Origin of the sequence: Actinoplanes solisilvae (assembly GCF_003999975.1) — a bacterium.
GTDB classification, from domain to species: Bacteria; Actinomycetota; Actinomycetes; order Mycobacteriales; family Micromonosporaceae; genus Actinoplanes; species Actinoplanes solisilvae.
Genome location: NZ_RJAC01000034.1, coordinates 1 through 26,516, shown reverse-complemented (window position 1 = coordinate 26,516; position 26,516 = coordinate 1). Strand labels below are relative to the sequence as shown.

The 26,516-nt window shown below is 70.1% G+C and carries 36 protein-coding genes and 2 pseudogenes; 23 read left to right on the top strand and 15 right to left on the bottom strand.

Features of this window, described 5'->3' with window-relative positions; all coding sequences use genetic code 11:
* Positions 1-10 precede the first annotated feature (10 nt).
* Positions 11-184, top strand: coding sequence for a hypothetical protein (locus EER30_RS49155; protein ID WP_240670666.1), 174 nt, complete (start codon positions 11-13; stop codon positions 182-184).
* 29 nt (positions 185-213) lie between these two features.
* A pseudogene (locus EER30_RS42270) lies at positions 214-567 on the top strand (VTT domain-containing protein); the annotation flags it as partial.
* Between the two features lie 586 nt (positions 568-1,153).
* Here the strand turns inward: EER30_RS42270 and EER30_RS42265 are convergent.
* Positions 1,154-2,008, bottom strand: a complete 855-nt coding sequence (locus EER30_RS42265) for a universal stress protein (RefSeq protein ID WP_127507747.1) — start codon at positions 2,006-2,008, stop codon at positions 1,154-1,156.
* Between the two features lie 110 nt (positions 2,009-2,118).
* On the bottom strand, positions 2,119-3,453 hold the full coding sequence (locus tag EER30_RS42260; RefSeq protein WP_127507745.1) for a CoA-binding protein: 1,335 nt from the start codon (positions 3,451-3,453) through the stop codon (positions 2,119-2,121).
* A 198-nt stretch (positions 3,454-3,651) separates the two neighbouring features.
* Here EER30_RS42260 and EER30_RS42255 point away from each other — a divergent pair, with 198 nt between their 5' ends.
* Entirely contained in the window at positions 3,652-4,116 is a 465-nt protein-coding gene (locus EER30_RS42255; RefSeq protein ID WP_127507743.1) for a GyrI-like domain-containing protein, read from the top strand.
* A gap of 103 nt (positions 4,117-4,219) precedes the next feature.
* Positions 4,220-6,670: a glycoside hydrolase family 94 protein gene (locus tag EER30_RS42250; RefSeq protein WP_127507741.1), complete on the top strand. Its 2,451-nt coding sequence runs from the start codon at positions 4,220-4,222 to the stop codon at positions 6,668-6,670.
* Positions 6,671-6,767: 97 nt separating this feature from the next.
* Here EER30_RS42250 and EER30_RS42245 read toward each other — a convergent pair whose 3' ends face one another.
* Positions 6,768-7,073, bottom strand: a complete 306-nt coding sequence (locus tag EER30_RS42245; protein ID WP_205650659.1) for a hypothetical protein — start codon at positions 7,071-7,073, stop codon at positions 6,768-6,770.
* On the bottom strand, positions 7,070-7,240 hold the full coding sequence (locus tag EER30_RS47695; RefSeq protein ID WP_164842693.1) for a hypothetical protein: 171 nt from the start codon (positions 7,238-7,240) through the stop codon (positions 7,070-7,072). The genes EER30_RS42245 and EER30_RS47695 overlap by 4 nt, the downstream gene beginning before the upstream one ends.
* Here EER30_RS47695 and EER30_RS42240 point away from each other — a divergent pair.
* The 5 genes from EER30_RS42240 to EER30_RS42220 all read left to right on the top strand — a co-directional run bounded on the left by EER30_RS42240 (position 7,197) and on the right by EER30_RS42220 (position 10,387).
* Positions 7,197-7,769 (top strand): ATP-binding cassette domain-containing protein, encoded by a 573-nt coding sequence (locus tag EER30_RS42240; protein WP_127507845.1) that lies wholly within the window; start codon positions 7,197-7,199, stop codon positions 7,767-7,769. The two genes, EER30_RS47695 and EER30_RS42240, sit on opposite strands and share 44 nt — an antisense overlap.
* Complete coding sequence (locus EER30_RS49150; RefSeq protein WP_240670664.1) at positions 7,687-7,938, top strand: hypothetical protein; 252 nt, start codon at positions 7,687-7,689, stop codon at positions 7,936-7,938. Before EER30_RS42240 ends, EER30_RS49150 begins: the two co-directional genes overlap by 83 nt.
* 205 nt (positions 7,939-8,143) lie before the next feature.
* Positions 8,144-9,001 carry a slipin family protein gene (locus EER30_RS42235; RefSeq protein WP_127507739.1) on the top strand — a complete coding sequence of 286 codons (858 nt, stop codon included), beginning with the start codon at positions 8,144-8,146 and terminating at the stop codon, positions 8,999-9,001.
* A 23-nt stretch (positions 9,002-9,024) separates the two neighbouring features.
* Positions 9,025-9,897 (top strand): PD40 domain-containing protein, encoded by an 873-nt coding sequence (locus EER30_RS42230; RefSeq protein ID WP_127507737.1) that lies wholly within the window; start codon positions 9,025-9,027, stop codon positions 9,895-9,897.
* Positions 9,898-10,105: 208 nt separating this feature from the next.
* Entirely contained in the window at positions 10,106-10,387 is a 282-nt protein-coding gene (locus EER30_RS42220; RefSeq protein ID WP_240670663.1) for a hypothetical protein, read from the top strand.
* Here the strand turns inward: EER30_RS42220 and EER30_RS42215 are convergent.
* Positions 10,299-11,888, bottom strand: coding sequence for an FG-GAP repeat domain-containing protein (locus tag EER30_RS42215; RefSeq protein WP_127507735.1), 1,590 nt, complete (start codon positions 11,886-11,888; stop codon positions 10,299-10,301). The two genes, EER30_RS42220 and EER30_RS42215, sit on opposite strands and share 89 nt — an antisense overlap.
* Positions 11,889-12,139: 251 nt before the next feature.
* On the opposite strand from EER30_RS42215, the gene EER30_RS42210 reads away from it, so the two are divergent.
* The 5 genes from EER30_RS42210 (at position 12,140) to EER30_RS42195 (ending at position 14,001) form a co-directional block, all read left to right on the top strand.
* The gene (locus tag EER30_RS42210) at positions 12,140-12,340 is read left to right on the top strand and encodes a hypothetical protein (protein WP_127507733.1); all 201 of its coding nucleotides are present in this window, start codon (positions 12,140-12,142) and stop codon (positions 12,338-12,340) included.
* Between the two features lie 91 nt (positions 12,341-12,431).
* Positions 12,432-12,998 (top strand): DUF305 domain-containing protein, encoded by a 567-nt coding sequence (locus tag EER30_RS42205; RefSeq protein ID WP_349290917.1) that lies wholly within the window; start codon positions 12,432-12,434, stop codon positions 12,996-12,998.
* On the top strand, positions 12,928-13,074 hold the full coding sequence (locus EER30_RS49845) for a DUF305 domain-containing protein (protein WP_349290916.1): 147 nt from the start codon (positions 12,928-12,930) through the stop codon (positions 13,072-13,074). The genes EER30_RS42205 and EER30_RS49845 overlap by 71 nt, the downstream gene beginning before the upstream one ends.
* Before the next feature lie 2 nt (positions 13,075-13,076).
* Positions 13,077-13,277, top strand: a complete 201-nt coding sequence (locus tag EER30_RS47690; protein WP_164842706.1) for an MmyB family transcriptional regulator — start codon at positions 13,077-13,079, stop codon at positions 13,275-13,277.
* A gap of 328 nt (positions 13,278-13,605) precedes the next feature.
* Positions 13,606-14,001 carry a poly(ethylene terephthalate) hydrolase family protein gene (locus tag EER30_RS42195; protein ID WP_164842692.1) on the top strand — a complete coding sequence of 132 codons (396 nt, stop codon included), beginning with the start codon at positions 13,606-13,608 and terminating at the stop codon, positions 13,999-14,001.
* Positions 14,002-14,338: 337 nt separating this feature from the next.
* Here EER30_RS42195 and EER30_RS42190 read toward each other — a convergent pair whose 3' ends face one another.
* Positions 14,339-14,764, bottom strand: a complete 426-nt coding sequence (locus EER30_RS42190; RefSeq protein ID WP_127507722.1) for a PPOX class F420-dependent oxidoreductase — start codon at positions 14,762-14,764, stop codon at positions 14,339-14,341.
* Between the two features lie 128 nt (positions 14,765-14,892).
* Here EER30_RS42190 and EER30_RS42185 point away from each other — a divergent pair, with 128 nt between their 5' ends.
* Positions 14,893-15,483, top strand: coding sequence for an adenylate kinase (locus EER30_RS42185; RefSeq protein WP_127507720.1), 591 nt, complete (start codon positions 14,893-14,895; stop codon positions 15,481-15,483).
* A gap of 484 nt (positions 15,484-15,967) precedes the next feature.
* Here the strand turns inward: EER30_RS42185 and EER30_RS42180 are convergent, their stop codons facing one another.
* Positions 15,968-16,435, bottom strand: a complete 468-nt coding sequence (locus EER30_RS42180) for an RrF2 family transcriptional regulator (RefSeq protein WP_127507841.1) — start codon at positions 16,433-16,435, stop codon at positions 15,968-15,970.
* Between the two features lie 71 nt (positions 16,436-16,506).
* On the opposite strand from EER30_RS42180, the gene EER30_RS42175 reads away from it, so the two are divergent.
* Entirely contained in the window at positions 16,507-17,256 is a 750-nt protein-coding gene (locus EER30_RS42175; protein ID WP_127507718.1) for an SDR family oxidoreductase, read from the top strand.
* 42 nt (positions 17,257-17,298) lie between these two features.
* Positions 17,299-17,766, top strand: a complete 468-nt coding sequence (locus EER30_RS42170; protein ID WP_127507716.1) for a carboxymuconolactone decarboxylase family protein — start codon at positions 17,299-17,301, stop codon at positions 17,764-17,766.
* Between the two features lie 41 nt (positions 17,767-17,807).
* Here the strand turns inward: EER30_RS42170 and EER30_RS42165 are convergent.
* Positions 17,808-17,894 (bottom strand): annotated as a pseudogene (locus EER30_RS42165) (DNA-binding response regulator); the annotation flags it as partial.
* A 647-nt stretch (positions 17,895-18,541) separates the two neighbouring features.
* On the opposite strand from EER30_RS42165, the gene EER30_RS47685 reads away from it, so the two are divergent.
* The 4 genes from EER30_RS47685 (at position 18,542) to EER30_RS42155 (ending at position 20,592) form a co-directional block, all read left to right on the top strand.
* Positions 18,542-18,679, top strand: a complete 138-nt coding sequence (locus EER30_RS47685; protein ID WP_164842695.1) for a hypothetical protein — start codon at positions 18,542-18,544, stop codon at positions 18,677-18,679.
* Between the two features lie 163 nt (positions 18,680-18,842).
* Positions 18,843-19,556, top strand: a complete 714-nt coding sequence (locus EER30_RS42160) for an alpha/beta fold hydrolase (protein ID WP_127507714.1) — start codon at positions 18,843-18,845, stop codon at positions 19,554-19,556.
* A gap of 50 nt (positions 19,557-19,606) precedes the next feature.
* A complete protein-coding gene (locus tag EER30_RS49530; RefSeq protein WP_205650657.1) occupies positions 19,607-19,942 on the top strand; it encodes an NAD(P)H-binding protein in 336 nt (111 codons plus the stop codon).
* Positions 19,897-20,592 carry an NAD-dependent epimerase/dehydratase family protein gene (locus tag EER30_RS42155; protein ID WP_205650656.1) on the top strand — a complete coding sequence of 232 codons (696 nt, stop codon included), beginning with the start codon at positions 19,897-19,899 and terminating at the stop codon, positions 20,590-20,592. Before EER30_RS49530 ends, EER30_RS42155 begins: the two co-directional genes overlap by 46 nt.
* Position 20,593: 1 nt before the next feature.
* Here EER30_RS42155 and EER30_RS42150 read toward each other — a convergent pair whose 3' ends face one another.
* The 6 genes from EER30_RS42150 to EER30_RS42130 all read right to left on the bottom strand — a co-directional run bounded on the left by EER30_RS42150 (position 20,594) and on the right by EER30_RS42130 (position 24,049).
* On the bottom strand, positions 20,594-21,025 hold the full coding sequence (locus EER30_RS42150; RefSeq protein WP_127507712.1) for a MerR family transcriptional regulator: 432 nt from the start codon (positions 21,023-21,025) through the stop codon (positions 20,594-20,596).
* Positions 21,019-21,189: a hypothetical protein gene (locus EER30_RS47680; RefSeq protein ID WP_164842694.1), complete on the bottom strand. Its 171-nt coding sequence runs from the start codon at positions 21,187-21,189 to the stop codon at positions 21,019-21,021. Before EER30_RS47680 ends, EER30_RS42150 begins: the two co-directional genes overlap by 7 nt.
* A 96-nt stretch (positions 21,190-21,285) precedes the next feature.
* Positions 21,286-21,621, bottom strand: coding sequence for a cupin domain-containing protein (locus EER30_RS42145; RefSeq protein ID WP_127507711.1), 336 nt, complete (start codon positions 21,619-21,621; stop codon positions 21,286-21,288).
* Positions 21,622-21,670: 49 nt separating this feature from the next.
* Entirely contained in the window at positions 21,671-22,834 is a 1,164-nt protein-coding gene (locus EER30_RS42140; RefSeq protein WP_127507709.1) for an FAD-dependent monooxygenase, read from the bottom strand.
* A gap of 84 nt (positions 22,835-22,918) precedes the next feature.
* Positions 22,919-23,320 (bottom strand): cupin domain-containing protein, encoded by a 402-nt coding sequence (locus EER30_RS42135; protein ID WP_205650655.1) that lies wholly within the window; start codon positions 23,318-23,320, stop codon positions 22,919-22,921.
* A gap of 207 nt (positions 23,321-23,527) precedes the next feature.
* Positions 23,528-24,049: a cupin domain-containing protein gene (locus EER30_RS42130; RefSeq protein WP_127507707.1), complete on the bottom strand. Its 522-nt coding sequence runs from the start codon at positions 24,047-24,049 to the stop codon at positions 23,528-23,530.
* Between EER30_RS42130 and EER30_RS48190 the strand changes: the two genes are divergently transcribed.
* Together EER30_RS48190 and EER30_RS42120 are read left to right on the top strand one after the other, a co-directional pair.
* Complete coding sequence (locus EER30_RS48190; protein WP_205650654.1) at positions 24,048-24,509, top strand: hypothetical protein; 462 nt, start codon at positions 24,048-24,050, stop codon at positions 24,507-24,509. The two genes, EER30_RS42130 and EER30_RS48190, sit on opposite strands and share 2 nt — an antisense overlap.
* A gap of 37 nt (positions 24,510-24,546) precedes the next feature.
* Positions 24,547-25,095: an MFS transporter gene (locus EER30_RS42120; RefSeq protein ID WP_127507705.1), complete on the top strand. Its 549-nt coding sequence runs from the start codon at positions 24,547-24,549 to the stop codon at positions 25,093-25,095.
* On the opposite strand, the gene EER30_RS42115 is transcribed toward EER30_RS42120, so the two are convergent.
* Positions 25,059-26,372, bottom strand: coding sequence for an RICIN domain-containing protein (locus tag EER30_RS42115; protein WP_205650653.1), 1,314 nt, complete (start codon positions 26,370-26,372; stop codon positions 25,059-25,061). The two genes, EER30_RS42120 and EER30_RS42115, sit on opposite strands and share 37 nt — an antisense overlap.
* Between the last annotated feature and the right edge of the window lie 144 nt (positions 26,373-26,516).

Sequence of the window (26,516 nt, the reverse complement as noted above, 5' to 3'; positions counted from 1 at the left end):
GAGGCCACGCATGTTCACCGTCAACGGACTCCCCGCGCACGTCCTGCTCGTGCACGCGGTCGTCGTGCTGCTGCCGGTGAGCGCCCTGATCCTGGCGCCACGGCGCTGTGGCCCGCCGTCCGGCGACGGCTCGCCGGCCTCAACGCCATCCTCTCGCTCGTCGTGGTGGCGCTCGTGCCGTTGACCACGAGCGCGGGGGAGTGGCTCGAGAGCCGAGTGCCCGACACCACGTTGGTGCGCGACCACGCCGAGCTCGGCGACACCGCTATCTTCTACGCGGTCCCGATCGCCGTGCTGGCCCGCTTCGTGCCGATCGTGCGGACCTTCACCCCGGTGGTGGCGGGCGCGAGCCACATGCCGTACCGGACGTTCGTTCTCTTCAACCTCGTGGGCGGCGTGCTGTGGGGCTGCGGCGTCACGATCCTTGGCTACTTCTTGGGCCAGATCGCCTTCGTGCGGTCGAACATCGAGCTCATCCTGATCGGCATCGTCGTCGTGTCGGTGGTGCCGGTCGCGATCGCGGCGCTGCGTGGCCGGCTCCGCCGCGGCGCGAGGCGGCGCGGCTGAACCAGCCACCCGGTCGAGCAGCGTGATCCCGTCGGGGAAGCCGGTCGGCCGGCGCCTGCGGCCAGGACCTTCGGCCCGCGGCATGGTGGTGGGTCTCGGCGATGAGCGCGGCGCCGGCCCGGCGCCCTGGCCGAGGACGGCCCGCTGGACGGTGCGCACCCGATGCAGATCGAGCGGCGGGCCCGGCGGGTTGCGCCGGTCCGTCCACCGCCGGAACACCTGCCGCTCCAGGCGCAGGGCGTCGTGGTCGGGGGGAACCTCGCCGCCCGGCACGAGGCGGGCGAGCAGGTCCGGGTCGCCGCCGTCCGGGGAACCGGCTCACCTCGGCGCACCAGCCGTTCGCGGCCAGGTGCACCCGCGCGTGGTGCAGGGCCGCGCCGCAGCTCAGCACGGCGAGGCGGGCGTCCGGGTCGGTGAGCCGCAGCACGCGGCGGGGCTCCAGCCGCAGGTCAAGTGCCTCCGCGGTGCGAACCCACGGCCAGGGCTGGCTGTTGTGCAGCGACGGCGCTCGACCGGAGAAGACCGCGGCCCGGGTCAGGGGATCGGCCGACATGGCCGCCTCCCTTCGGACGAGGTGCCGGTGCGGTCACCGCACCTGGCGGGCGATGTGCACGGGGCACTCGGCGTGGTGCAGCAGTTGCAGGCCGGTCGAGCCGAGCAGTCCGCCGCTGATCGGGCTGCGGCCACGGCTTCCGATGACGACCAGGCGAGCGGAGCGCGAGACTTCGACCAACGCCGCGGCGGCGCTCCCCTGGCTGATCACCTCGTCGACCTCCAGCTCGGGATACTTGGCCCGCCAGGGCGCCAGCCGCGCCTCCAGCCGGGCCCGTTCGGCGTCGTCCTGCTCGGGGAGGATCGCCACCCGGGGCGGCACCGGCATCGTCGTCAGGGGCACGACCGGCGCGTAGGCGCGAACCACCACGACAGGGCAGGCCTGCTCGCTCGCGGCCGTGAACGCGGTCTGGAGCACCAGGTCGGCGGTCGGGGTGTGGTCCACACCCGCGGCGATCGGGCCGCCGGGGATGTCGGGCCGGCCGCGCACGACGACGACCGGGCACAGCGCGTGGGAGGCGACGCGCCGGCTGACCGAGCCGAGCAGCAATCCGATGAAGCCGCCCCGCCCCCGGTTGCCGACGACCAGCAGTTCGGCGTCGTGCGACGCCTCCAGCAGCCGCGGCACGGCCGGGCCGATCACGGTGTCGGTCTCGATGATGATGCCGGGCGCGATCTCCCGGGCCCGGTCGAACGCGGCCACCGCGACCGCCTCGGCCCGCCGCCGGGCGTCGTCGGCCCCGGCCGTCTGCTCGCGCCAGTCCCAGTCGAAGGTGTGCACGATGCGTAGGAGGACCCGTCGCCGTCGAGCCTCGTGAGCGGCCCAGTCGACGGCCGCCCGGCTGGCGGCGGCGTCATCGGCGCCGACGACGATCTGCCTGGTCACCATGGCCGTTTCCCCTCTCGTCCCTCCCATCCTGGGGTCAGCCGAGGGCCTTGTTCAGAGGCGGCGGGGCCCGTGGCGATGGGCCGGAAGTCCGCAATCGCGCGGCGGCCGGGCTACCGGGGCCGGGAATCGCGTCCGCGCCACCGTGCATAGCGGTGGGCATGGCTCAGCGCCCGCAACGCCCGGTCCTGCTGGCGATAGACCGGGGTGTCCCGCAGGCCTACTCGATGGACGTCGTCGGGAGTGCCGGCCAGCACAGCGGCCGCGGTGAGCCCGGGGCGCCGGTCGAGCACGCCGGCAATCGCCGTCATGATCGCGGCGGGACAGTTGGACCGCGAGCCGACGACCACCACGACCACGATGTCGACCATGCCGGTCGCGGTCAGTTCCTCCACCGACAGGGCGATCTCGGCCGGGCCGGCCTCGGCGCCGAGGTCGATAGTGCAGCCAGCTGGCACGACGAAGCCGTACGCCTTCGCGGTGCCGCCGGTGATCGTGGTGAGAGCGCCGGCGTTGCCGACCACGCCCAGCCGGTCGCCGGCCGGCAAGGGCTGGTTGACCAGCATCCGCGCCGCGTCGGTCATCTCGTCGAGGCTGGTCGTGCAGACCATGCCGGCCTCGGTGACCAGCGGATCCGCGACGACCGAGTCCGGATGGCCGCTGCCGATCAGCAGCACCGGTTTGCGCCGCGCGAGCGACCGGGCGGCCTGCGCGAACCGGCGGTGGTCGGCGGGCGAGTCGGGAAACACGGCGACCGCCCTGGTGTGCGCGTCTCGATACCAGTAGTCGATCAGGCCGGCGTTGCCGAGGTCGAGATCGTCGCCGGCGGAGACGAAGCTGGCGACTCCGCAGCCGTCCCGGGCGACGTGCTCCAGCAGCGCCACCCCGACAGCGCTGGACTGCGAGGCCAGGGCCAATCCGCCGCGCGGCGGACGGGTTCGGGTCAGGGTGGCGTTCAGCCGCACCCGCACATCGGTGTTGAGCACCCCGAAGCTGCCCGGTCCGGCGATCAGGACGCTGTGGTCGCGGGCGGCCTGCAGCACCTCGTGGTGACGCCGCCCGTCGGCGCTGTTGAGCAGGACGGCACAGGGAATGCCCCGGCGCCCTGCCGCACGGATCACTTCGGGCGTACGGCCGGCCTCGGTGGCCAGCACGATCAGGTCGGCCGGCTCGGGCAGTTCGGCAACGGTGCGGTAGCCCGGTATGCCGCAGACCGGACGGCCCGAGTCGTGCACCGGATAGAGCCGGCCGCGGAACCCGTAGTCACGCAGGGAGCGCAGCATCTCGTAGCCGGCGTGGCCGTGCTGTTGCAGGTCGCCCGCCACGGCCACCGACCGTGGCGCCAGCAGGGGACGGAACGACGGATCGGCTGGGGCGCTCCCGCCGGCGGCGGAATCCCGGTGTTGCCTGGGTGCGTCGCCGGCGAGCAGCGTCGTGGACATGGTCATCGCCGGTCCTCCTCAGCCTCGGCGTTCAGCCTGCGCACGCCGGCGCCGCCGGATGAAGGGCCGAAAGTCCCGCCGCCGAGGGCGAATTCGCACCGGCCGGCTCGGGCTTCCCGACGGAGGACCCGGTCAGCGCGGGGCCGACGTCCCTGGCGTCCGGCTGCCAGGAGGGCGACTGTCGAAGAGACACGGAGGTGACTCATGACATATGACATCGAGAGCCGCACGCTGGCCGCCCAGGACACAGCGGTGATCCGGGGGAGCATGCCGGCCGCCCAGCTTCCGGCTTGGATCGCGGGCGTCTACGAGGAGGTCTACCGATACCTGACGAACCTGGGCATCCGGACGAGTGGACCGCCCTTCGCGCGGTACACCTTCGACGGGGGCCTGCTGCAGGTGGAGGCCGGTTTCCCGGTCCTGCAGCCGGTGGCCGGCCGGGGGCGGGTCGTCGCGTCACGGCTGCCTGGCGGCCCGGCCGCGGTCACCACTCATGAGGGCCGCTACGAAGATCTCGCCCTCGCCTGTCAGGCGGTCGCCGACTGGCTGAAGGAGCGGGACCTCGAGGCCGCCGGGCCGCACTGGGAGGTGTACTACACCAATCCCGCCGCGCAGCCGGACCCCGCCACGTGGAGCACCGACCTGGTCATGCCCTACCGCGCCGGGTGAGCGCCGTCCGGCGGGCCGGGGGTCGCGGGCAACCGGTGGTCCCTCATAGCATGACTTTCCGAGCGGGGGTGGGAGCGCTCCCGATGCCGCCGAGGAGGACCTGGTGCGCTACGGACACTTTGACGATCAGCGGCGTGAGTACGTCATCGAGCGGCCCGACACGCCGCTGCCCTGGATCAACTACCTGGGCACCGAGGCGTATTTCGGCATCGTCTCCAACACCGCGGGTGGCTACTCGTTCTACCGCGACGCCCGGCTGCGCCGTCTGACCCGCTACCGCTACAACAACGCGCCGTTCGACCTCGGCGGCCGCTACCTGTACGTGCGCGACGACGCCACCGGCGATTTCTGGTCGCCGTCGTGGCAGCCGGTTCGCGGCTCGCTCGACGACTACGAGTGCCGCCATGGCCTGTCGTACACCCGGATCGCGTCCGCCCGTGACGGGATCCGGGCCGAGACGCTCTACTTCGTGCCGCTCGGCGAGACCCTCGAGGTCTGGCGGGTGCGGATCACCAACGAGCGCGATGCAGCGGCCGACCTCTCGCTGTTCTCCTCGGTCGAGTTCTGCCTGTGGGACGCGCAGGACGACGCGACGAACTTCCAGCGGAACTTCTCCACCGGCGAGGTCGAGGTGGCCGACGAGGTGATCTACCACAAGACCGAGTACCGGGAGCGGCGCGACCACTTCGCGTACTTCGCCTGCTCGGAGCCGCTCGCCGGGTTCGACACCCAGCGGGAGGCCTTCCTCGGCCCCTACCGTGGCTGGGACCGCCCGGTGACGGTCGAGCGCGGCGCGGCCTCCAGGTCGGTCGCGCACGGTTGGGCGCCGATCGGGAGCCATCACGTGCGGCTCGGCCTGGCGCCGGGGGAGAGCCGCGAGGTCGTCTTCGTGCTGGGCTACGCGGAGAACCCGCGGGACGAGAAGTTCGATCCGCCCGGTTCCCAGACGATCAACAAGCGCCGCGTACGCCCGGTGATCGAGCGCTGGCTGCGTCCGGAGACGGTCGCGGCGGGCTTCGCGGCCCTCGGCGAGCACTGGGACCGGCTGCTCGGCGGCCTGCGGGTGACGACCCCGGACGTGGACACCGACCGGATGGTGAACGTCTGGAATGCGTACCAGTGCATGGTGACCTTCAATCTGAGTCGGTCGGCCTCGTTCTTCGAATCGGGGATCGGCCGCGGCATGGGTTTTCGCGATTCCAACCAGGACCTGCTCGGTTTCGTCCACATGATTCCCGAGCGTGCCCGCGAGCGGATCCTGGACATCGCGGCCACCCAGAAGACGACCGGTGGGGCGTACCACCAATATCAGCCGTTGACGAAGCGCGGGAACAACGACATCGGCGAGGGCTTCAACGACGACCCGTTGTGGCTGGTGCTCGGCGTCTCCGCGTATGTCAAGGAGACCGGTGACGAGACGATCCTCGACGAGCCGGTGCCGTTCGACAACGAGCCTGGCAGCGAGGCCCCGCTCTACGAGCACCTGCTCCGCTCGCTGCGCTACACCCAGCACCGGCTCGGCCCGCACGGACTGCCCCTGATCGGCCGGGCCGACTGGAACGACTGCCTCAACCTCAACTGCTTCTCCGACACGCCGGGCGAGCCGTTCCAGACCACCGAGAACGTCAGCGGCGGCGTCGCCGAGTCGGTCTTCATCGCCGGGCAGTTCGTGCTGGCCGCCAAGGAACTGGCCGCGATCGCCGAGCTGCGCGGCCTGACCGGGGAAGCGACCGAGTTCCGCGCCGCCGCCGAGAAGATGACCGGCGTCATCGTCGAGCACGGGTGGGACGGCGCGTGGTTCCGCCGGGCGTACGACTTCTCCGGCAACCCGATCGGCTCGAGCACCGACGACGAGGGGCAGATCTTCATCGAGCCGCAGGGCATGTGTGTGCTGGGCGGGGTCGGCCTCGGTGACGGAATGGCCGTGCGGGCACTGCGCAGCGTCGAGCAGCGCCTGGCCACCCCGCACGGCATCGTCCTGCAGCAGCCGGCGTACTCCGGTTACCGGCTCGAGCTGGGCGAGATCTCCTCGTACCCGCCCGGCTACAAGGAGAACGCCGGGATCTTCTGCCACACCAACCCGTGGATCATGATCGCCGAGGCGATGGTGGGCAACGGCGAGCGGGCCTTCGACTACTACCGGCGGATCAACCCCTCGGTGCGGGAGGCGATCAGCGAGGTGCACCGCTGCGAACCGTACGTCTACGCGCAGATGATCGCCGGCCGGGACGCGCCCACCCACGGCGAGGCCAAGAACTCGTGGCTCACCGGCACCGCGGCCTGGAACCTCGTCGCGATCACGCAGTGGATCCTCGGTCTCCGGCCCGAGCTGACCGGGCTGCGAGTCGACCCGGTGCTGCCGGCGAGCTGGCCCGGCTTCCGGGCCACCCGGGTGTTCCGGGGCGCCACCTACGAGATCACCGTACGCAAGCCGGCCGGGACGACCGGCCGGGTCAGTTACCTTCTGGTGGACGGCGAACGAGTCGACGGCACCGTCGTGCCGCCCGCCGGCCCCGGGGCGGTGGTCCGCGTTGAAGCGGTCGTCGAGAGCTGATCGCCGGGGGAGCCGCCCGCGAGCAGCCCCCGCAGCGCTGTCCCCGTGACGGCCGCGGTCACCGCCGCCATGAGCAGGCCGCCCGCCACGCCGATCGTCACGGTGAGGGCGAGCGGCTGTCCCGGCTGCCACAGGGGGGTCGAGAAGCCGACGAAGACCGCCGCGCCGGGAGGCGGGGGAGCGCCCGCCGGAGAACCGTGGCCTGGGCCAGCCCGAGCATCATTCCCTCCACCGCGCCGGCCGCCAGGACGGCGCCGACGCCGACGGCGGCGGGCGCGTCGCGGGTGAGCGCTCCGACGGTCGCCGGTGCGACGAATCCGAGGAACTCGCCGGCGGTCACGGTGACGAACCACCGCCGGAACAGGCGGCCGGCTCGCAGCGGCGGCGCCGGGGTGGCGTTCACAGCGGGGCCTCCTCCCTTTGATCGACCGGCACCAGCGCGACCGGGCCGGCCGCGTTCAGGGCCACGGTGACCGGCACATCACCGGCCGGGGCCCGGTGCCTCGGCGAGCTGCTGACCGTCATCATGCTCGCCTGGAGGCGGTCGACGCGGCCTGCACGGTGCTGCACGGTGCTGCACGACGTCGACCTCGAGCTGCGGCCCGGGGACCGGGTCGCGCTGACCGGTCCGAGCGGCTGCGGCAAGAGCACCGTCGCGGCGTTGCTGGTCCGCGTTCTCGACCCGAGCGCCGGCCGGGTCACCCTGGACGGTATCGACCTGCGTCGTCTCGCACCCGAACGGGTCCGCCGGATCGTCGGCCACCTGCCCGAGGACGCCTACCTGTTCGACACCACCATCGCGGCGAACCTGCGCGTCGCGTGCCCGGAGGCCTCGACCTCGGGCGCCGGGCGGTCCCGGCGCTGCGGTGACAACGGTGGCATCGCTGCCTGGGCCCATCGGCACGCACGACGCGGGACCTTCTTCCCTGCCCTCCGGCGTCACGCCGGTCGAGCATTGTGGACGGGAGGTGTGAAAGATGTTGTTCGCTCTGGTGGTATTCGTGGTTCTCGCCGGGATGTGCTCGCTGCCGTTCATCTTCGGCTGGTACGACGAGGCGGCGAAGCTGCGTCACGACGTCCCCGAGGAGCAGCGGGCTGAGAGCGGACCGGCGCAGCCGGAAAGTCTGGAGGGTGTGCTCGTCGCCCAGCTCGCCGCCGAGGAGATCACCTGCGGCCAGTACCACCGGGCGATGGCGAAGATCGCCGCTCGCGACGACGAGCGCCATCCCCTCGCGGTCCCGTCGGGCCCGGACGCCGAAGCCGAATGACCGGCGCGCCGGCTCTGCTGTCGCCGGACCGGCAACAAGGGTCTTTCGGCACATGCCCGCTCGGTCGCAACGCCGCAGGATGGCATCGGGACTCCCGCGGCGTATCGACGCCGGTGAGTACTAGTCCGGTCGTGCGCCGCGTGTGGCGCGGAGCCGGCCACCTGCCCCGGCGCTGACGCCGCCGCGGCTGCGAAAGGAGCTGTCGATGAATACCTCCACCGCCGTCCTGGTCGCCGTCGGGGCCGTGGCCTTGCTGGTTCTGCTGCTCTCGGTGCGCATCGTCAAGCAGTACGAGCGTGGCGTGGTGTTCCGGCTCGGACGGGTGATCGGCGCCCGAGACCCCGGCCTCCGTCTGCTCATCCCGATCATCGACGTCATGCACCGCGTTTCGCTGCGCATCGTCACCATGCCGATCCAGTCGCAGGGCATCATCACCCGCGACAACGTCAGCGTCGACGTCTCCGCCGTCGCCTACTTCCGCGTCGTGGACGCCGTCAAGTCCGTCGTGGCCATCGAGAACGTGAATGCGGCCATCAATCAGATCGCCCAGACCACGCTGCGCAAGGTGGTCGGCCGGCACACCCTCGACGAGACCCTCTCCGAGACCGACAAGATTAACCAGGACATCCGCACCATTCTGGATGTCACCACCGTCGAGTGGGGCGTCGAGGTCACCCTGGTCGAGCTGAAGGATATTCAGCTTCCCGACGCGATGAAGCGGGCCATGGCCAAGCAGGCCGAAGCCGAGCGGGAGAAGAGGGCTAAGATCATCAACGCCGAGGGCGAATCGCTCGCCGCGGCCGCGCTCGGCGCCGCCTCCGACACGATGATGGCGCATCCGCTCGCTCTGCAACTGCGCAACCTGCAGTCGCTGGTGGAGATCGGCGTCGACAAGAACACCACCGTGGTCTTCCCCGCACCGCTGATGAGCACGATCGGTGAGCTGGGCACCTTCCTCACCCGCGAGGCGGCGGCGAGCCGCCGTCCCACCGCGGACACGTCCGCGTCCAACGGTGACAACGCACCCCGGACCCTTCCACCCCTGGTGACCTCGGACTCATGACCCGCTGACTGGGAGGTGCGAACATGCGCAGATACAAGGTCCTGATCGTGCTGAGCGCGGTCGTGCTGTCGCTGGCGGGGAGCCCGGCGGCCGGTGCCGGGGCCGTGCCCGGCCGGCCCGGCGGACGGATCCTCACCCTGGCGGTGGACCGCGAGCACGGCGACGGCGAGTTGCGGAGCGCGCGACCGGACGGCTCCGAGGCCATCTCGTACGGCCGGCGGATGCCCTGGTACGCCAGCCCGGACTACTCGCCGGACGGTGAGCAGATCGCCTACGCGGCCTCGTTCAGCCTGCGGCTCGTGGCCGCCGACGGCACCGGCGACCGATGGCTGGTCGACGCCCCTTGTGGCCCGTCGAGCCCGCGCTGGTCACCGGACGGACGCTGGGTCGCTTTCGAGGCGTGCAGCGACATATACAAGGTCAGTGCCGACGGGTACGACGCCGGCTTCGTCAACGTGACACACAACAACCTCAACGACCTGCAGCCGGCCTGGAACCCCTTGGGTACTCGGATCGCCACCGCCACCCTGCCGGGGGTGCAGGTCTATCGTGCCGGCGGATCCGACCCGTGGCAGGTCAGTGACCTGCCCGGCGCCGTCCGTTTGGACTGGAACCCGACCGGCCGTACCATCGCGGTCGCCGCCGACGGTGACCTCTGGCTGGTCGACCCGCTGACCGGCGTCCGGCGGCGGCTGACCAACACGCCCGGCGTGGTCGAGGCCCATCCGGTCTGGTCGCCCGACGGGCGGTGGCTGGCCTACGGCCGGGGCGCGGATGACCCGGACGACCCCGGTGCGGCTCTGGAGCCGCAGGTCTGGCTGATGACCGCCAGCGGGTCCCGGGCCCACTCGACCGGCCTGGCCGGCATTCCGACGAGTTGGCGTCCGAACCCGTAGCGGTTCAGCACGGAGACGGTGTGCTCGCGGTCGCGGGCACACCACCGGTACGACCTGGACGCCGATGGCCTGATCACCGGCGCTCGTATCGTGCCGCCCACGTCGCAGAACCAGGCCGCGGTCGAAGACGATCTGGCCCGGTTCGTCGCCGGCCGGCTCGACCTCGACGACGAGCTGCTCACCGCCCAGTGCGAGCAGGTCATCCGCCGTGGGCGGAGCCTTCGCGCAGGCCGCCTTCGCCGGTCTTCCCACCGACCTGGCCACCTGCGACGAGTGCCTGCGGGAGCTGTTCGATCCCGGGGATCGCCGCTACCGGTACCCGTTCGTCAACTGCACCGCCTGCGGGCCGCGGGCCACCATCGTCGACGAGCTGCCCTACGACCGCGAGCGCACCGCGATGCTCAGACCGGGGGAAGTCCGACTCCGGTCAGTTTGCCCAGGATGCGAACCTCGGTGCGGCCGCTTGCCGTGCCGGACTTCTGCACAGTAAGTAGCTCCAGTTGGCCGTCACCGTTCCAGTCGGCGACCGCCACCTCATGACGGTCGTCCAAAGGACCCTCCGCGGTGCTGGTGCGCAGGGCGAAACGTTGGAAGTGCGATGCTCCGTCGACCACTTGCACCTCGGTCTTCCCGGTGGTGGTGCCGGACTTCTGCACGACGATGAGGTCGAGGCGCTGGTCGGCGTTCCAGTCGGCTATCGCTACCTCGTGGCGGTCGTCGGTAGTGTCCAGTGCCGTGTAGGTCTGCGCCAGCTGGGCCTGGAAGCTCGACGCGCCGTCGAAAACCTGTACCTCGGTCTTCCCGCTGGCAGTGCCGGACTTTTGTACGACGATCAGGTCGAGGCGCTGGTCGCCGTTCCAGTCCGCCAGCGAGAAGACGTGACGCTCATCGGTCGGGTCGAGCACCGTCACGGTCTCGACCAGGAAACGCCGGAAAGCAGAAGCGCCGTCGAGGATCCGCAGCTCCGTACGGCCGCTCGTGGTGCCCGACTTGAGCACCACGACGAGGTCCAGGCGTCCGTCGCTGTTCCAGTCCGCCAGGGAGAACGCGTGGCGCGCGTCGGTCGGCCCCAGCAGGGTGCCTGTGTGCAACAGCCTGTGCTGAAAATGGCCGGCCCCACTCATGATTTGCAGTTCGGTCCTGCCCGTCACGGTGCCGGCGCGGCCCACCTTGACGAGGTCAGCGCGCCGGTCGCCGTCCCAGTCGGCCGTCACCACCTCGTCCTGAGCGCCGCTGGACGCGAACGCTGAGGGCCCTTGGCTCAGCACCCGGTGGAAGGGCCCGGTCGGCTTCTTCGCAGCCGGCGGCGCAGCCTTGATCTGTGGCTTCTTGGGGGCCTCGGCCCCGGTCCGCGGCCACAGCGTCATGACGAGCAGATGCGCGTCGGATGCCTCGGGCGCGTACGCGCCTGGGTAGGCCGAACCCTGGACGCGCTGGGAGATCCGGCCGATGTCGCCGCTCGTCCAGTCGCCGGCGGGGTGCTTGCGGATCATCGCTTTGAGGAAGGCGGAGGTCGCGTAGCGGGGGTCGACAAGCTGCGCCGGACGTCCCCACCCCGTGGAAGGGCGCTGTTGGAACAGTCCGAGGCTGTCGTGATCGACGGCGACGGTGTAGTTGTTCAAGGTGCTTTCGGCGATCGCGGTGGTCACGGCAATGACGGCCGCCCGCTCGCCCAGCCCCAGGCTGCGGACGTGACCCACGATCGCTCGAGCGCAGGAGATGTGACGTCCGGCGACGGCTCGGCCGAGGCGCCGGCCCGTCATCGCCGGGCGCAGGCGATCTGCGATCTTCTCGTCCGCTGATGTGACGCCGCCGGGCAGGCACGGCGCGGACGGGATGTGCCTCGCGAACCTCACGGTGCTGCCTGGAGCTTCGGCGTGCGCGGTGGTGGGCAGGGCGAGCGTTGCCGCGGTGAGGGCCACCGCTACAGCGGCCCGCTGCAGAACGGCACGGCCCGGACGTCGCGTGAAGCTCACCTTCGTCACTGCCATGTTGTTCTTGGTCCCTCCGAGACGGCCACCGTGCGGCATCAATGTGCCACAGGTCGCGTTCGCGGGGGAAGACGTGGCAGCGGGGTCCGCAGTCAGCTCGGCGAGACGATCACCGCACCGGGTTCCGACGTGGACGCTGAGCCGAAAGTCGTCCATGGACAGACCCCGGCGGCGGGTGTACCGGGGCGGCAACCCTTATGACCGCGCCGTGCCCTGACGGCCACTGCGGCGGTGGCCACGGTACGGGCGCGATGGACGCCTGGAGTGTCTGCCTGGCCATTCTCGGTGGCCTTGCCATGGTGGTGCTGATCAGCGCCCTGCTGCTGAGCCGCCGCAACGGTTCCGCGCGTGCACGTGACGGGGTCAGCGCGGGTCCACGGGTTCCGCGTGCCCCACCGCACTGGCGGTATCAGGGATTGCGCGCCACGTCGCTGGCGGTGCTGCGCATATAGGACGAGCCGCCCCGGTCAGTGCTGCCCCAAGGCAGCTGCCGGGCTCGTTCTGCGCGCCACCGTCTCGACACCCGAAAGGTCGCAAACCCCCATGATGCGTACTTCTGTGCTGCCCTCCGTTGTGCTGCGCCGAGGCCTGCTGGCCGGCGCCGCCATCACCGCCACGCTTGTCCTGTCCGCCTGCGGCGGAGACGACTCCTCGTCCGGATCCGGTATGGACCACAGCGGCATGACGACATCCGCGGCACCGTCTTCGGTTACGGCGGTCAACGACGTTGACGTCACGTTCGCCCAGTCCATGATCAAGCATCACCAGCAGGCGATCCAGATGGCGGCCCTGGCCGACTCCCGGGCCGCCGACACGGACGTGAAGCAACTCGCCGCGACAATCCAAAAGGCACAGGATCCCGAGATCGACACCATGACCAAGTGGCTGACCGCTTGGGGACAGGCCGAGCCGATGCCGAGCATGACGTCGTCCATGCCCGACATGGACCACGGATCGATGCCCGGCGAGATGACCGAAGCGGACATGAACAAGCTCATGAGCGCCCAAAGGCGCGGCATTCGACAAGCAGTTCCTCACCATGATGATCAGCCACCACGAAGGTGCGATCGAGATGGCCCAGCACGAGGTCGCCCAGGGCTCGAACCCTGACGCCAAGCGCCTGGCCGAGAAGATCGTCACCGACCAGCAGGCCGAGATCACCACGATGAAGGACATGCTCAAGTAACTCTGACGGGAACGAGAGGCCGGGCGCGACGCTCTCGCCCGGCCTCCAAGACCCTGAACCTGCCGAAGGTCGGCACCTGCACCTGGCAGTTCCAAATCATGCAGATCGAAGGGACCGCGGGCCACAGCCTGGTGACTTTCCTGGCCGAGCCCGGCACCCCCGACCATCGCGCCATGGTCGTACTCGACCGGACCTCGCCCTGAACGCTTGCTTTGTTTCCGAGACAGCGTTTGTGGTCGCTCGGTCGATGCGAGCTCGTCGCCGGTCGTGACGATCACGCCGGCGATGTTTGTGCGGTCGCCGGCGCGCCCGGCTCCTGCACATAAGCCAGATTCATGCGCCTGATCTGTTCGGCGCCGAAGTTGAACGTGGTTGCAGGGCTCTCACTTTGGTGGCGAGTTCCGCAGGCACCGGCGGCAGCGCGACGTGAAGCACCGGGTAGGCCAGTATCAACGTGCGGGGAAGTGGACCGCCGGTGTCGCGTAGGCGCAGGGCCGCGCCTGCGGCCAGGTTGCCGCCCGCCGGCTCGCGGTGATCGGGCATTCGATGGGCGGTGGTGGTGCCCTCGACGCCGCTCTGCGGCGGTCCACCCTGCAGGCCGCGATCGGCAACGCGCCGCACCTGCCCTCCGGCAGTCTCGCCGGCGAACGAGTTCCCACGCTGATCTACGCGATGCAGAACGACACTCTCGTCCCGCCGCCTCGCTTGACCAGCCTCTACAACAGCATCCCGGCGGCGACCGAGCGCGCCTACATCGAGGTCACCGGTGCGGGTCACAACTACATCGGGCAGCCGAGCACGATCCTCGCCCGCACGATGATCGCGTGGCTGAAGATCTTCGTCGACGACGACACTCGATACAGCCAGTCCCTGTGTCCACGACCAACACGTCCGGCATCAGGCAATACCGCAACAGCTGTCCGCTGATCTCCGCAAATGTGCCTTGGCTCGGACACACCCGTTGGGCCGACGGCCGGCGAGGGTCTGGGTGGTACGTGAGTTTCAGCCCGAGCGGTCGGTGGCCCTCGGGGCGGTCGGCTTCGGCGAGGATGGGCCCGTCCTGGGCCGAAGCGTGCTACCTGGCTGGTTACCGCTGACGATGACGACACTGTTCACCATCGTCGCGACCGTTGCCTCGGGCAACCACAGGCCACCTAGCGCGAGGACGAAGGCGGTACCCGCGACGGGGAGGTTGAGTTCGTCCCAACGGACGCCGCGCTCGCGGCAAGCAGGAACGAGGCTTCCTGCGGACGAGGTGGTGGGGTCAGCGCAACGTCTGGCCGTACACGTGCTGGACGGACAGGACCATCAGGACGCGGCGGTCGGCGACCATCACCGTTCGGTACTCGTCCCAGTCCGGGTGTTCGCCGGCGGCCCGGCGGTAGTAGTCTACCAGGGCTTCGACCTCGGGGCCGTACGGGTCGACGCCTGGGCCGATCAGCTCGACGGTGCCCTCGGCGGTCGCCCAGTCGCGGCCGTCGGGGCTGGTGACCTCGAGGGCGGCCCGCGGATCGCGGCGCAGGTTGGCGGTCTTGGCGCGGCTGTCGGTGAGCGAGACGTAGATGCGTTCGGCGGCCCGGTCGTAGAACGGGGTGACCGGGGACAGCTGCGGCAGCCCGTTGCGCTTGAGCGTGGCCAGCACCCCGAGGCGTGAAGCGGCGAGCAAGGCGCGCGGGTCGAAATCAGTCATCACCGCATTCTGCCCGCCGACGCCGGGTGGGCGAACACACGTTCCGGAACGGGAAGAAGGTGGCCTGGCAGCGACGTTGGGCAGCATGTCCGCAGCGGCGTGCCCGCCGCGCCCACCGAGGAGGACTGATGGGCGTCATTCTGCTGGGAGCTCCCGGGGCCGGGAAGGGCACCCAGGCCGCAGCGCTGGCCGGGCGCGTCGGCGCGGTGCACATCTCGACGGGCGACATTTTCCGTACGCATGTGAGCCGCGGCACCGATCTGGGCCGGACCGCGCAGCGCTATCTCGACGCCGGACAATACGTCCCCGACGATGTCACCAACGCCATGGTCCGGGAACAGATCCGCGACGACGCGTTTGTCCTGGACGGCTTCCCGCGGACGGTGCGGCAGGTCGCCTACCTCGACGAGCTGCTGGACGGCCTCGGCCTGTCACCGGTGCGGGTGGTGGTACTGACCGTGCCGCCACAGGAGCTGATCACCCGCCTGGTCCGCCGCGCGCACGACAGCGGCCGCTCGGACGACATCGAGGAGATCATTCGCGAACGACAGGCCGTGTATCGGGCCGAGACCACCCCGCTGCTGGGCATCTACCGCGAACGCGGCCTGCTGCGTGAAGTCGACGGCGCCGGGCGTCCGGACGAGGTCGCGCGGCGGATCGACGCGGCCCTGGCCGCAATTTCGGTCACCGCTCTGCGCCCGGATGCCTCCGCCGCCTGAGCCCTCGCCAGGGAACGGCGGTGCGGCCCTCGCGCCGCCCACCTATCCAGGACGGGTCGAAGGCGTGTTCAGGTAGGCGTGGAGCTGGTCGGTGCCCATAATGCGGCGCGTGGAAAGCTGGTCGACCCGTTCAGGCCCTACCTGGCGCGCCTGGCTTGCAGGAGTGCATCCAGGTCGTGGTGGACAGCGGGACCAGCGTCGACGAAAGCGACCTTCATCGCGACGGACGGTCCGTGAAGTCGGCCCGGGTCGCGGTGCCAGCCCCGTAGGGCTGGTCCGTTTCCCCGGGCCGCTTCCCGAACCCGGCGTGCACCTTTCAATGCACCGGGCTCTCCACAAGGCCCGGTGGTGCTGGTGGTGTTCCTCGTCAGGTGGCTGGCCAGGGCGATGGGATCTTCGATCCGCGGTAGAGATGCCGGGTCGTGCCCAGCGTCTCCGGGGCGAAACACTTCGTCTGGTACGCCGGACCGGCATTCGCGTGGACTCAGGCGGACAGCCAGACCCGAGCTCGATCGAGCAGCTCGCCCGGCGTGGTGGCGGCGACGGTGGCCGCGATAGCGCCGATGGTGACTGCGCGCAGGGACTCGCGCCAGGCCCGGTCGGCGGTATCCATGACCGCGGCGATCGGGCATGGGGTGTCACACCGGTCCGGGGGAACCGCCATCGGCCCGCGCTGACGCACCTCGGTGCACCGGAACGCCGGCTGTGGCCCGTCGATCGCCTCGACGACGTCGAGCACCGTGATCTCGGTCGCAGGCCGTGTCAGCAGGTAGCCGCCCGACTGCCCCGGCGCCGAGCGCACGAGGCCGGCCCGGGACAGCAGTTGGAGCTGTTTGGCCAGGTAGGTGGCCGACACGTCATGCAGCTCCGCGAGCTTGGCCGCCGCAACTGGCTCGGTGGCCGAACTGAGCACGACGCAACAGTGCAGCCCCCACTCCACCCCGCCGGTCATCTTCACGGTCACAGCCTACTTGACTCGGATATCATCACGGACAAAAGTTATCCGCAATGAGAGGTGGAGTCATGCGCATCGTTGTCGCCGGAGGAACCGGCCTGATCGGCTCGAAAGTCGTCGCCCTACTGCGTGCGCGGGGCCACGATGCCGTGCCCGCCGCGCCGGAGACCGGCTTCGACACCATCACGGGCCGAGGAGTGAAGGACGCGCTCCAGGCCGCAGACGTCGTCATCGATGTGACCAACCGGGTGGTCTTCGATCCGGAGGAGGTGATGAACTTCTTCACCACCTCCACCCGTACCCTGCTCGATGCCGGACGCGATGCCGGGGTGCAGCATCACGTGCTGCTCTCGATCGTCGGGGTCGACCGGCTCTCCCATCCCGGCTACCTGAACGCCAAGGCCGCCCAGGAACGACTCGTCGCCGGCTCGGGCCTCTCCTTCACCACGGTCCGGTCCACGCAGTTCTTCGAGAACCTGCCGGCAATGGGGGCCGGCATGGTCCGTGACGACGAGATCGTGCTGCCGGCCGCCGACCTGCAGCCGATCGCCGCCGCAGACGTCACCGCCGCCCTGATCGAGGTCGTCTCCTCCACCCCGCGAGACGGGGTGGTCGAGATTGCCGGCCCGGAACGCGATTCCTTCGCACGCTTCATTCGCCCGGTCCTAGCCGCGCAGGGTGACGTCCGGCCCGTCCGAACCGACGCGACAGCCGGCTACTTCGGCGTGCCGATCGTGCGCGACTCACTGGTGCCGCTCGGCGAGGCACGCATCGGCCGGACGACCTTCGATGACTGGTCCGCTTCGCAGGCCTCGTGAGTCCCCGGCTCTTCCCTTCCCTCAACGACCTCAGGAGCAGTCATGTCCACACCCGTGCACACCACCCGGCCCCGGCTCGACCTGCGGACCGCCGCCCCCAAGGCCGCGAGAGCGCTGTACGCCGCCGACCAGGCCATCCTCGACTCACCACTCGACCCGACCCTGCGCGAACTGATCAAGCTGCGCGTCTCGCAGCTCAACCACTGCGTGCACTGCATCGACCTGCACAGCCACGACGCCCTGGACGCGGGGGAGAAACTCGACCGCATCCTCCAACTCAGCGCATGGCGTGAGTCGACGCTGTTCACCCCGGCCGAGCAAGCGGCACTCGAGTACGCCGAAGCCGCGACCAAGCTCACCGAACACGGCGTCAGCGAGCCCGTCTGGGCGGGCGTCCGCAACATCCTGACCGACGAGGAACTCGGCGCGCTGGTCGTGCAGGTCGCCCTGATGAACGCCTTCAACCGGTTCGGGGTCCCGTTGCACATGCCCGCGCAGCAGCGCGACTAGAGCCGCGGGTCACGGCCTTACGGGCCCGCAAAGGGCCCGCATTAGCCGCCGGGCCGCACCAGCCCCGGCTCACGGGCGAAGACCACCGCCGGCACGCGGTCGCGCAGGCCGGGCTTGTTCAGGATCCGGCCGGATCGGGAGGGTCTCGGGCGTCCGTCTCGGTGATGAACTCGGTGACACCTGGCGCCGAGACCTCATCGCGAACGGCCAACGCCATGCTTCCTAGCTGGCGTCGTAGCTTCCGACCGGGCGGGTCGGGCTGCTGCAAGAGCTTGAGGGCCTCACCGGTCGTCTCGCCAAAAAGCGTTCCCAGCGGTCCGAAATAACTCGCGTAGGGCGTGCGCGGCAACGCGTCGCGTTCCGGCGGTCGATCAGCCCAGCCCCGGTGTCTCGCTCGTCCGCTCGTTGTCCGCGGCGGCGTGTTCCTGTACGGCGTACGCCTTCAACCGGGTATCCCAGTCGCCATCGGCCACTTTCGGCGACCCGAACTGCTGGGCCGCCTGATACTAGGTCCACCCCAGCGAGTCGCAGGCCGGTCGTGCGATCGCACTGTAGGTGTCGCACTTGCGCGACGGGACCGGCGGTTCAGTCCGGCGCGCATCCGATCCGTACTGTTCCGGCACCGGCCGCGGTAAGCGTGCGGGCATGTTTCAGAACTTCGATACCCAGACGGTGGATGTCGGCGAGGTCGTCCTGCACGCGCGCCACGGTGGCTCGGGTCCGCCGATCCTGTTGCTGCACGGCTATCCCGAGACGCACCTCGCCTGGGGACCGATTGCCGACGCGCTCGCAGGCGGGCTTCACCGTGGTCGTGCCGGACCTGCGCGGCTACGGCGCCAGTGGCAAGCCGGCCACGGTGGACGACCACAGCACGTACGGCACGCGGCAATGGCCGTCGACGCCGTACGCCTGATGCGGCACTTCGGGTTCGACCGGTTCGACGTCGCCGGGCACGAACGCTGCGTGCCTTTCACGCAAGCGCATTGCATCGTCACTGAAAAGGCACTGGCCGGGACCATCGTTCTCGTGAGCGCCGGTTCCACTCCGAAACCGGCGGCGGAGCGGGGGAGAACACTATGTCCGACAAGCTTACGGTGGTCCTGGTACACGGCGCGTTCGCCGACACCACCGCCTGGAACCCGGTGCTGGCCGAGCTCGCCCGCAAGGACGTGGACGCCGTCGCAGTGGCGAACCCACTGCGCAGCCTGCGCGGCGACGCCCAGTACGTGCGGGACGTGGTCGGCGGGCTGGGCACGCCGGTGGTCCTGGTCGGTCACTCGTACGGCGGCATGGTCATCACCGAGGCCGCGGGCGAGCTCGACGGCGTACGGGGGCTGGTCTACGTGGCCGCGTTCACCCCCGACACCGGGGAGTCCGCCCTGGACCTCGCCAACAAGTTCGCGGGTAGCACCCTCGGGTCGGCCCTCCAGTCCTACCCGGTGACCGGTGGGGGCAACGAGGTGCGCATCGATCCGGCCAAGTTCCCGGACCAGTTCGCCGCGGACCTCGAACTGGAGGACGCCATCCTGCTCGGGCGCACCCAGCGCCCGGTGACCGAGAAGGCGCTTACCGACGCGCTGGACGTCGAGCCCGCGTGGAAGACGCGGCCGACCTGGCAGGTCTACGGCGACGGCGACCGCAACATCCCGGCTGAGCTGTTCCGTTTCCAGGTGGAGCGCTCGGCGCCGCGCAGCGTCCGCGAGATCGCCGGGGCGTCCCACGCTATCGCCGCCTCCCGGCCGGCCGAGGTGGCCGCCACCATCCTCGAGGCGGTCGCCAGCACGCAGTAACGAGGATCACCCTGGACTTGAAGCGCTGCAAGGCGAGCACAGTCGGGAGCATGACAACCGACATTGTGCTGGTGACAGGGGCGAACGGACATGTGGGAAGCCACTCGGTGGCCCGGCTGCTCGACGAGGGCTACCGGGTCCGGGTCGCCGTCCGGCACCCCGAGCAGGTGCGGGCCGACAGCCGGATCGAGGCCGTCACGGTCGACCTCTCCTCGGACGACAACTGGGACAAGGCGGTGGACGGGGTCCGCTATGTGTGGCATCACGCGTCGCCGTTCCCGTTCACCCCGCCGGAGAACGAGGATGAGCTGATCGTGCCCGCCGGGACGGGGCGCTGCGCGTGCTCGCCGCCGCACGCAAGGCCGGCGTCGAGCGGGTGGTCATGACCTCCTCCTACGCCGCGGTGGGATACACGGTCAAGCCGGATGGCCACTACGACGAGTCGGATTGGACCGACCCGGCCGGCGACATCGCGCCGTACATTCGGTCGAAGGTCGTCGCGGAGCGCGCGGCCTGGGACGACGTGCGCGACCAGGGCCCTGAGCTGACCGTGATCAACCCGACCGGCATCTTCGGACCGCTGCTGAACCCCCGGGTGTCTGCCTCGACCGGCCTCGTCAAGACGTTCCTGACCGGCGGTATGCCGGTGGTCCCGCGGATGTACTTCGGGGTGGTCGACGTGCGCGATGTTGTCGACCTGCACCTGCGGGCCATGCTGAGTCCGGCCGCGGCCGGCGAGCGGTTCATCGCCGTGGGCGACGCGGCGACCAGCTTCTACGAGATGGGCCGGGTGCTCGCCCGGCACCTGCCGCAATACGCCGACCGGGTGCCGGCCACCGAGCTGACCGACGAGCAGGTACGCGAGGCGGCCAAGACAAACCCGGCGATGCGCGAGGCGGCCGGGCTGCGTGGCCAGATCCCCGTGATCAGCAACGCGAAGGCGCGCCGGGTGCTCGGCTGGGCGCCCCGTCCGGTCGGAACCACGATCAACGACACCGCGGACAGCCTGCTCGCGTTCGGCCTGATCCCGGCCTGAGTCACAGCTCGGACAGGATCTCCTCGAGCCGCTCGACGGCCTCGGCCTCGGCGTCGGCCGCGCCGTCGATGCGGGCCTGCCACAGGCGGGCCTTCAGCTCCGGATATTCGTGGCGCTGCCGCAGCCGGGCGATCTCCGCCGTCAACTGCCCGGTGCGCTCGGTGAACAAGTCTCGCAGCTGCTCGACCGCCTCGTCGCCGAGGCCGAGGAGTTCCACGTAGGCGCGCATGCCGTCCACGGTCATTCCCGACGAGCGCAGGCAGGCGAGGGCCGCGACCCGGCCGACGGTGTCGTCCTCGTAGCGGCGATGCCCGCTGGCCGGGTCGCGGCCGACCGGGCCGAGCAGCCCGATCCGTTCGTAGTAGCGCAACGTGGGCTCGGTGAAGCCCGACTTGCGGGACATCTCCTGGAAGAGCAGCGGTATCTTCACCATCCGCAGACGTAACCGGTCAGCGGATGGTGAAGATACCGCCGCCGGCTGCCGTGACCGTGGATGTCGCCGCGCAGCGGGTGCCGCTCGGGGCTACGGTCGGCGTGCACCGCGACGACCTTGCGGTCGGGCTGGTGGCGCGAGTCGTGCTCGACGATCGCGGCCATCGGGGTGATGCGCCCCGGCGTTCACGAGCACCAGCGGCTCCTCGCCGCCAACAGCCCCGGCCGGCCCGAAGCCAGTTTCAGCGGCCAGGGGCCTGCTCAGCCGCGCGGAGCCAGCACGGTGAGCAGGATCGCGGAGTCCTCCTCCGCGCGCAGGCTGTGGCGCTCGTCGGGGATGATGGCGTGGTCGCCGGCGGTCCCGGTCCAGGTGCCGGACGGCGCGTGAATGGTGACCTGGCCCGAGAGCACCTGGAGCGTCGCCTCGCTGGGGCTGTTGTGCTCGGCGAGCTCGTGCCCGGCGGCCAGGGCGATGACGGTCTGGCGAAGCTGGTGCTCATGCCGCCCGAAGAGGGTGTGCGCGCTGCGACCGCTGTGCGCTGTGCGGGCCTCGTCGAGCAGTCTGCGGGCGAGGTCGGTCAAGTGGGTGGACTGCATGGCGGTCTCCTATCTCTCCGTACGCGCGGAGTTTCCGGCACGAGCAGGCTCAGGAGGGCTGGCCGATCCACGCGTGCAACCGGCGGCGGGACACGACCTTGAGCAGGGCCGCCCGCAGCAGCGCCACGGCCCGGTTGGACGGCACGAACAGCTGCGCCTTCACGTACGCCAGGGCTTGGTGCTTACGGATGAGCGGGCGCATCTCCTGCTCGTACGCGTCCAGCGCACTCTCGATCGACTGGGGTGAGCCGGCCAGGGCATCGCCGAGCGCCACCGCCCCGATCATACCGGAGCTGGCGCCCATGCCCGAGAACAACGTCATGCACCACGCAGCGTCGCCGATGAGCACGACCCGGCCCCGATGCCACCGCGGCATCCGGACCTGATGCACCGAGTCGAACAATGCCTCCGGCGTGCGGCGCAGGTCGGCCAACGCCTGCGTGACGATGCCGCCGGCGTCGAGACCGGCGAAACGGCCGGCGAGCACGTCGGCATGATCCCCACGGAATTGCCGATCCTCCTCGCGGGTGCGGTAGGTGAACAGCGCGGTCGGCGGGTGGTCCCGGAACGGGAAGATCCACAGCGCCCGGCGGGGCGCGGCGATCACGACCTGCTCGTGGTCGCCGTAGCCGGCCACCTGATGCTCCAGCGAGTACGCGCAGATGATGGCGTGCATCGAGCGCATGAACCGCTCGTGCGGGCCGAACATCAGCCGGCGTACCGTCGAGCGCAGCCCGTCGGCGCCGACCACCAGGTCGTAATCCTCCTCGCTGGTCGCGCCGGAGGCGTTATCGCGCAGAGTGACCCGCGCGGCCCCCGTGATCTGCTCGATCGCCACCGGCTCGATGCCGAACCGCACCTCGACTCGCCCCTCGATCTTCTCCCAGAGCGCGGCTTCGATGTCCCCGCGCAGTACTCCGTCGGGGTGCCCGGGCTGATCGAGGAAGCCGATGCTGCGCACCCGCGCCCCGTCGCCGTCGACCGCCCACGTGCGGTGGTCGGCCGGCGTCCGCAGATGCATGGTGGCGAGCACACCGAGCTCCTGCGCGGCCTGCGCCCCCCGGTGGAACAGTCCGACGAAGTAGCCGCCGGTGCGCCGCTGCGGCGTTCGCTCGACCACCGCCGGCGTCCAGCCGATCTCATGGAGCCGCGCGGCCGTGGCCAGTCCGGCGATCCCGAGACCGACCACGAGTGCCTTGCGTGATGTTGGCATCCGACTCTCCTTACGCTGGTAATCCTGGCAACCTGTTGACCGGCACCGGCCCTGCCGGACTTACCGGCAGGCAGGTCGAATCTCTTAGGGGCGCGGGGCCCGGCGGTCGCGGCGGGACTCGAGCTCGTCGGCGTCGACGAACGTCAGCATCGGGGCGCCGGGTGGGCTCAGCAGCGTCACCAGGAAGCGCAGGTGCACCGTGGTGCTGTGGTTGCCGTCCTGGTAGTGGATGACATCGGCGCCCGGCTCCCAGAAGGGCGTCGCCGGCGCGCAGCACGCGTTCGGGCTCGCCCTCGATCTCGAAGAGCATCTCGCCCTCGACGACGTAGCCGACGTCGGCCCGGGTGCCGGGTGTGGGGCGGCGCCCGGATGCCCGGGCGGGTACTCGATGGTGAACGTGATCGCCTGTGGCCGCTCGGGCAGGAACGGCGGCTCGACGGTCTGGAGGATCTTCAGGGCGTTGGACTCGTGTCCGCTGTCAGTCATGGCGGCGACCCTAGGCACGACCAGTGCGGTATCGCTGACGAAGCAGTGACAGCGGCCCGGCAGGCGTACGCATCGGATCGGCGCTGAATCGGCACCGCCGCGGCCTAGCGTCGAGGCACATCAGCCGCGCTTCGTAGCGCGCGAGGGCGTCTGCCGCCTCGGGCTCGGCCGCGATCCGGCCGGTGACGTTGAGTGGGACGAGCTCGGTCACCGGCCAGCCGGGTCCTGCTCGGTCAGATCCTGCTTGGTCAGGGCGATCAGCGCGGCCGAGTCGCCGGTCTGCGCCGCTTCCCGGAACGAGCCGAGCAAGGCCCGCTGCCGGGCCGCTGTCGTCGCCGCCGGGGCGGCCGCAGGGGTGCCGGTGGCCAGCAACAGCATCGAGGCGGGCGCGCCGGAGTCGTTGCGGAAACCGTGGATGCCGCCCTCCGGAACGTGCATGAAGTCGCCGGGCCCGGCGTCGTTCCAGGCTCGGCCGTCATGGATGCGGACGATGCCGGAGAGGATGAAGAACGATTCCGAGATGGATCGGTGGAAGTGTGGACCGGGACCTCCGCGCGGACCCTTGAAATCCACCCGGTACAGCCCGAACTTTCCACCTGTGGAGGCGCCGGTCGCCAGATAACTCATCGCGCTGGTGGGATCGTCGAGCTCCGATGCGGCCGACGCGTTGCGCACGGTGGCCGTGAGCTCGCCAGAGTCACCGTGATAGGACGGGCTGGGATAGGACATGGCTGCTGCCTCTCGATCCGGTACGAGCGGTACGACTCGGATCATCGGCGTCATCAGTGCCATTCCAGTGCGCAACCAGTTAGAGGGGCACGCCGGCGGGATCGGGTTCCCGCACGCGCAGCAAGCCATCCGGATCACCCGGACCCGCACCATCGCCACAAGCGGCAGGAGCAGCCGCGAGACCGCGTACCTGACCATCTCCCTGCCCGCCGCCGACGCCCACCCCGCCGACCTACAGCACTGGGCTCGTTGCGAATGGCTGATCGAAAACCTCGTACACCACGTCCGAGATGTGACGTTCCGTGAAGACCTGCACCAGGCCCGGACCGGCACCGGACCACCATCATGGCCACCCTGCGTAACACTGCAATCGGCCGGCATCGCATCAACGGCGCCACCAACATCGCCCGCGCCAACCGACGGGCTGACCGCCGATCAAACGATCTCATACAGGCCGTGACCAGCCCTTATCCGAACATGCAATGACACTGGGTGAAGTGCAGATAAGCGCGGGCGTGTTCAACCCGGCCTTCGCCACCTACCGGATGACCGTCACCGCCGGCCCCTGGACCACCCTGGTCGCGACGGTCGCGCTGCAGTCCGTGGCCCTGCTCGGGCTGTACGTGTTCGGCACGCTTCCGGCGGTGGCCGTGGCCATGATCGGTCTGGCCGGTCTGGCGTTCGCCGCCTTCACCACGGCCCTCGGCGGCCGCGTCCTGCGGCTTGCCCCGGGCCGCTCCGACCTACCCGCGGCCATGCTCTCCGCCGCCGTCAACGTCGGCATCACCGGCGGTCTTGTCCTGCCGAGCCACGGTGTGAGGAGCACAGTGCTGATCGGCGTTCTGCTCGGCTTCGCCGCCCTGGCCCTGGCCATCACCGAACGGCTCGCGCTGCCGCACGGATCCCGGCGAACTGTGCATCCGCTGGGAGATCCGCGGCGACAGCCACGAAGCCCTGCTCAAACCCTGATCTGCTGGTGCCGCCTCTATCACGCGGAAGCTGGGAGTTCTTACGCTCGGCTCCAGCGCTGGTTCGTGCCGGTGTGACAGGTCCACACGACCACGGCCGTGCTGTTGGCTGTGCCGGCACCGTTGACGTCGAGACAGGTCCCCGTCTGAACGTTGCTGATCGTGCCGTTGCTGTTGAAGTTCCACTGCTGGTTCGTGCCGTCGGCACAGTCCCAGATCCGCACCCGCGTGCCGGCGCCGGAGTTCGCGGGCACGTCCAGGCACCTGCCCATCACGCGCAGGGTCTGACCGCTGAGGGTGAACTGCTGGTTGGTGTTGGCGTGACAATCCCAAATGATCATCTGGGCGCCATTGGCCGAGCTTGCGCCGTTGACGTCGAGGCAGCGCCCGGAGGACTCGCCGCGCAACCGGAAGGTGGTGGGGTCGGGGTTCGGATTCGTCTCACCCGTGAAGAACCTCCACACCTCGTCCTTGACCCAGCTCCGGGCACCGCTCTCGCAGCCGGCGCATCCGTCTACGGGGCCTTGCTGGTGGCCACCGTCGAAGGCGGCCCAAACCACCGGGTATCCAGCCCGACAACCGGAGTACGTCGTGGTGATGTGGGTTCGACTGCCCGCGGCCGGCTCGGGCGGATTCTGCGGCGTGCAGCCGTTGTTCCCGACGAACCTGTCCCGCAGTGCCCGCCCGGCGGCGGGGTTGTCGCCGACCCCGTGAATGCCCATGTACGCAAACGGCTGGGTGCCGCCGCTGCATCCGCTGATCGGCCCGGGGGCGGCGATGGCGGCCACCGCACGGAAGACGGCCGGCCGGGCACACGCCAGTGCGTAGCTCATGGCGCCGCCGTAGCTGAAGCCCAGCGAGAAGCGCTGTGCCGTGTCGATGCACAGGTCGTTGTCGAGCCGCCTGAGCATGTCGTCGACGAAGGTCACGTCCTCGCCGCCGGAGTTGGCCCAGCCGTTGCCGATGCCCTGCGGCGCGACGAAGATCGTGCTGTCGTTCGCCAGCCGTCGGAGTCCGTAGTGGGCGTAGACGTCCCCGTCGCTTCCGCCTGACGCGACAGCCTCGGCGGTGCCACCCCACCAATGGAACCCGAATATCAATCGATACTGCCGGTTGTTGTCGTAATTGCCGGGGATGCTGAGGATGAAGGAGCGATTCTTGCCGCCGCTCTGGATGGTATGTGTCCCGCTCGTCAGCGTCGGGGCCTTACCGCAGCCGGGAGTCGCCGCGACCGCCACGGACTCGGCGGAGGGTGCTGTCGCGCGGGCCGGGACGGCTTCCGCCGCGGTGCCCATGGCCAGCACCATCAGGAGGGTGGCCGCCGCCGACCCCGAGAAGAGTCTGTGCTTCGACATCATGGAGCTCCTTTCCTGAACTAGACCTGGACTTCGCACATGGTGTTGGACTGCCGTTATAGCCAGCGGGGTCGGGTGGGGTCGACTTTGAGGTGGGTGAGGAGTTGGGCTTGGAGCCATCCGGGGGTGGGGATTTTGGGTGGT